This window comes from Sphingobium sp. ba1 (assembly GCF_000743655.1).
In the GTDB taxonomy this organism is placed as follows: domain Bacteria; phylum Pseudomonadota; class Alphaproteobacteria; order Sphingomonadales; family Sphingomonadaceae; genus Sphingobium.
The window spans coordinates 1-4,802 of sequence record NZ_JPPQ01000085.1 but is presented as its reverse complement, the minus strand read 5'-3'; the positions used below and the strand labels follow the sequence as shown (position 1 = coordinate 4,802).

6 protein-coding genes are annotated in these 4,802 nt (G+C 58.1%); 5 read left to right on the top strand and 1 reads right to left on the bottom strand.

Annotation, left to right across the window (positions count from 1 at the left end; genetic code table 11):
• Together IL54_RS22055 and IL54_RS22050 are read left to right on the top strand one after the other, a co-directional pair.
• On the top strand, positions 1 to 492 hold a 492-nt coding region (locus IL54_RS22055; protein ID WP_037480934.1), incomplete at its 5' end, for an L-serine ammonia-lyase, iron-sulfur-dependent, subunit alpha.
• A gap of 171 nt (positions 493 to 663) precedes the next feature.
• On the top strand, positions 664 to 1,317 hold the full coding sequence (locus IL54_RS22050; protein WP_037480931.1) for an outer membrane protein: 654 nt from the start codon (positions 664 to 666) through the stop codon (positions 1,315 to 1,317).
• Positions 1,318 to 1,386: 69 nt separating this feature from the next.
• Here IL54_RS22050 and IL54_RS24500 read toward each other — a convergent pair whose 3' ends face one another.
• Entirely contained in the window at positions 1,387 to 1,545 is a 159-nt protein-coding gene (locus tag IL54_RS24500) for a hypothetical protein (RefSeq protein WP_156106348.1), read from the bottom strand.
• Positions 1,546 to 1,729: 184 nt separating this feature from the next.
• Between IL54_RS24500 and IL54_RS22045 the strand changes: the two genes are divergently transcribed.
• From IL54_RS22045 to IL54_RS22030, 3 genes are all read left to right on the top strand, one after another.
• A complete protein-coding gene (locus IL54_RS22045; protein ID WP_037480927.1) occupies positions 1,730 to 2,146 on the top strand; it encodes an acyl-CoA thioesterase in 417 nt (138 codons plus the stop codon).
• Between the two features lie 888 nt (positions 2,147 to 3,034).
• On the top strand, positions 3,035 to 4,210 hold the full coding sequence (locus tag IL54_RS22035; protein WP_037480919.1) for a Fic family protein: 1,176 nt from the start codon (positions 3,035 to 3,037) through the stop codon (positions 4,208 to 4,210).
• A 250-nt stretch (positions 4,211 to 4,460) separates the two neighbouring features.
• Positions 4,461 to 4,793: an Arm DNA-binding domain-containing protein gene (locus IL54_RS22030; protein WP_037480915.1), complete on the top strand. Its 333-nt coding sequence runs from the start codon at positions 4,461 to 4,463 to the stop codon at positions 4,791 to 4,793.
• The last annotated feature ends 9 nt before the right edge of the window (positions 4,794 to 4,802 follow it).

Below are 4,802 nucleotides of genomic sequence, written 5' to 3'. Positions count from 1 at the left end.
GTCATCCCCGCCGTGCTGCATTATTATCGCCGCTTCGTCCCCGGCGCGGATCGCGATGGCGAGCGCCGCTTCCTGCTCACCGCCGCCGCCATCGGCTTCCTCTACAAGAAGCGCGCCTCCATCTCCGCCGCCGAAATGGGGTGCCAGGGCGAAGTCGGCGTCGCCTGCTCCATGGCCGCCGCAGGCCTTGCCGCCGTGCTGGGCGGCACCAACGGCCAGGTCGAAAATGCCGCCGAAATCGGCATGGAACATAATCTCGGCCTCACCTGTGATCCCATCGGCGGCCTGGTCCAGATCCCCTGCATCGAACGCAACACCATGGGCGCGGTCAAGGCGATCAACGCCGCCTATCTGGCTCTCCAAGGCGATGGCCATCATATCGTCAGCCTCGACGCCGTCATCGAAACGATGCGCCAGACCGGCGAGGATATGGCCAGCCGCTACAAGGAAACCTCGCTTGGCGGCTTGGCCGTCAACGTCGTGGAGTGCTGAGGCGGTTCCCTTCCATTCGTCGCTTTGCACCGTCAAATCTGCGATGAAACGACAGTATTTGTGTCATATCTGCAACATAAGTCCTTGTTTATCTTAGGTTCATGAAACTTACGGCTCTGCGCGGCTTTCAGCGTCTCTCCCCTGCAGGGGGATGACAATGGAGTTTAGAATATGCGTAAGTTGATGGTCGCAACCCTTCTCGGCAGCGCCGCAGTCGCCGCCCCCGCCATGGCACAGGATGTCGGCCCGACCTTCACCGGTCCCCGCGTCGAAGCGATCCTGGGCTATGACCATGTCGGCGCCGGCAGCGATGTCGACAATAATAACGACCGCGATGACCAGTCGATCGACGGTCTGCTCTACGGCATCGGCGCCGGTTACGACGTGAACCTCGGCAGCGCCGTGGTCGGCGTCGAAGGCGAATGGACCGACTCCACCGCCAAGTCCGATCGTCGCGATCCCACCGACCAGTTCGGTTTCGGCCGCGTCAGCCAGGGTCGTGACCTCTATGTCGGCGCGCGCGCCGGTATCCTCGCCAACCCCTCGACGCTCGTCTACGTCAAGGGCGGCTATACCAACAGCAAGCTCAACGTACTGGCCGGCAACACCGACCAAACCACCGATACCGCGTTCAAGCTGGACGGCTGGCGCATCGGTGGCGGCGTGGAACGCGCGATCAACACCAACACCTTTGCCAAGGTGGAATATCGCTATTCCAAATATAGCGATGCCAATATCGAGTTCGCCAATGGCGCGACCACCGAAGATTTCGGCATCGACACCGACCGGCATCAGGTCGTCGCCAGCGTCGGCTGGCGCTTCTAAAGTTCGCTGAGTAGGGGAGGGGGCCGGTTCACAAGACCGGCCCCTTTCACCATTTTACGACACTATCGTTCAGCCCTTCTGCACTATGTCCAGAAACCGCTTGTAGATGGTAATGACCTGATCTTCGATCGGCTTGGTCGGATCGGGCTTCTTCACCCCGGACCGGATCGCCCACGCCTGAGTCAATTGCGCAGCCACCTGGGCCGCCGTGTCGCTCGTGATCGCCATGATGATTCCCTCCATCATTTCGGTCCCGTCAGGATGAAGATTAGCCCGCCCAAGTCAACGCCATTTGCTGCAATGCAGCATAAGCCGGTGAAGCAGGGGGACAATTTCTCAGCGCCGCGCAGCATTGCCGTTCAAAGTTGCATCCCCCTAGCGCGACGGGCGCAAGGATGATATTGACATTAATGTGAGTAACGCGATTCCCCATCAATATCCCATCGGCATCGATGCCGCCGACATCGACTTCATGGGTCATGTCAACAATGCCAGCTACCTCAAATGGGTGCAGGAAGCGGTGCTGGACCATTGGCGCGCCCTGGCCCCGTCGGAAGCCGTCGCCGGGCATCTATGGGTCGCGCTCAAGCATGAAATCACCTATCGCAAACCCACCTTCCTCGACGACGACGTGATCGCCACCGTGTTGCTGGAAAAGGTGCAGGGCGCGCGCGCCTTCTACGAAACCATCATCCGCCGCGGTGAAGAAGTGCTGGCCGAAGTCAAATCCAGTTGGTGCTGCATCGACGCCAGCAGCCTGCGCCCCGCGCGACTAACACGCGACGTCATCGACCACTTCTTCGCCCCCGACGAAAAAGCCACGCAATAGGCACGGGTGTCGGGGAAGGCCAAACGACGGCGACCCACACCCCCGTCATTCCCCTCGTCATTCCCGCGAAAGCGGGAATGTGGATTCACGTTTGAAGTGCAACGGTTGGACGCGGCTGACCGTGCTCAGGACGGGCGGGGTAGGCGTCCCGCCAACCATAATCGAGCTTTTGTATGAGGACGTCACCGCCAAGGCGAAGTCCATTGCCCTGTCCACCAAGTTCGGCGGCCCGTACTGCGAGGGCGGGATCAAGTTTGTGGAGGATCAGCTTGCTAAGCAAGGCGACGACTTGACGGCCTGCCGTGCCACATTGGCACGCATAATGGGAGCGAACGATCCCAAACGATCCCAATCGCCTCGGCTTCGCCGCGCCGTCTTAATTGCCGCCCCTCTAAGAAGGTGGCCCCAGCAGGGGTAAACAAACCTGTTGAAAATATGGTGGACGCACTTGGGATCGAGCCAAGGACCCGCTGATTAAGAGCGAGGATTAAGCTATTATTATATCTAACTTTTCTGCGTCATTTTGCGTCTTGGGGAACACAAGGTCGTATCTTAGACCCGCTGATTTTGAAGCATGTTACTTCACGCTCTGTCAGGCAAGTTCGGGCGTCCGGGACCCCCTTGATACCCACATGGGAGATCGTCGATTTTCTGGGTATCAGAGCGATGAAGGATAAAGGCGGCGTGATCTATCTGCTGGCCTAATAGCGGCGTGATATCGATCGCGGCAGCGTGCGTCAGGAAAAATCTCACTTCGTCGGTACCACAATTTAGGCGGCGTTAATAACGGATGGTTGACTTTTGATCTAAACAAGTCACGATATCGTTATTAGTGACCGGTGAAAGGAACAACGTCGTTCCTATCTCAACGCCGAATTGCAGGATGTCATGACCAAGCGAACGACGGGCGAATATGAGAACGTGATAGCGGGCGGGGAGGATGTCCCGGCTTTCCTGCCTTACTCCTTGCCGCCGCGCGATCCAGTTTTTAACATGTCTGAAGCACTCGGCAGGCGTCTGCGTGCTGCGGAGCAAGCTTTAGTCCGGCTTGATCTGGCAACCGAGATGGTGCCGTCACTTGACTGGTTCCTCTACGGATTTGTACGCAAGGAAGCCGTGATTTCGTTACAGATCGAGGGCACGCAGGCGACGTTGCTCGATCTACTGAGCTTTGAGGCGGATGACGTGAATGCGCCAGATGCCGACGTCGAAGAGGTCTGCAATTATCTCGACGCCCTGAACAATGTCCAACAAGAGCTGGCGAATCCAACGGGCATTCCGATTTCCATGCGCCTCTTGAACGGCGCGCACCGGCGGTTGATGGACGGCGTGCGGGGCGCAACCAAGCAGCCCGGCGAAATCCGACGTAGCCAAAACTGGATTGGGGGCAGCAGGCCGGGCAACGCCGTGTTCGTGCCGCCACCGCCCACACGCCTGCCGGAATTGCTCAGTGCGCTCGAAAAGTACATTCATGCGGATGATGACTTGGCGCCGCTCATTCGCGCCGGGCTTGTCCATGTCCAGTTTGAAACGATCCATCCCTATCTCGACGGCAACGGGCGCATAGGCAGGCTGCTGATTTCGTTGCTGCTTCAGCATTGGGACCTGCTCCGCGCGCCATCGCTTTATCTCAGCTTGTTCTTCAAACGTCATCGTGCCGAATATTACCGGCGGCTGGATGCCGTTCGGACGCAAGGCGATTGGGAAGGCTGGACTGACTTCTTCCTCGACGGGGTGGCGACGATCGCTGACGAGGCAGTAGCATCGGCGCGGGACATATTTGCGATTGTAAGCCAAGATCGTGCGCGGCTGTTGGCGAGTGATGCCGCTTCGGTATCTGCGGCTAGGCTGTTTGAGGAGCTGCCTAACCATCCGATCGTCACGGTCGCATCGGCCATGACGTTGCTGGGGATCAGTAAGCCAACTGCGATCCGGGCGATCGAAGCGCTCGTGTCCGTAGCGGTTTTGACCGAGACGACCGGCAGGCGTCGGGATCGCAGCTTTGCCTATGCCGCCTATGTCGATCTGCTTCGGATCGGTACGGAACTCGGAGATGATCGATAGAAGACCGGTCTATCAATCACAGCCGCACGAACACGCAATCGCGTGATTCCGAAAAATCCAAAATCAGTGTTGCGCCCTCTGGTCCGACTGTTGGTGCGGGGCCTTGGTCCAAAGCACCCCCCGGTCATCTGAAGCATGATCAAACTGCATCGCGCTGAACTTTCCCGATGCAGATCCTTCGGACGATAGGAATTTCTTTGAGATTGGTCGATTTCCATGATTATTGAGGTGTCATTCAGAAGGATGACACATGCAGAAGGCCCTAACAAACAAGACACTTGAAGCACTGAAACCTCAGACGAAGCGTTACGAGGTTCATGATCTTCACTGCCCGGGGATGAGCGTTCGGGTTTCGGCGCAAGGGCAGAAAGTTTTCTCGGTCAAGTTCCGCTACGGGCTGGATCAGAAGCGGATGAAGCTAGGCGTCTTTCCCCGGATTACATTGGCTACCGCCCGTGAAAAGGCACAGGATATTTTGCGGCAGGTTGATGAGGGAATTGACCCGACCAAACGCAGGCGCAGCCCCGATATGTGTGGATCGGCGTGCAAAAGGGACCCCGTTAGCGGGGTGATCGGCGTCTAAAAGGGACCC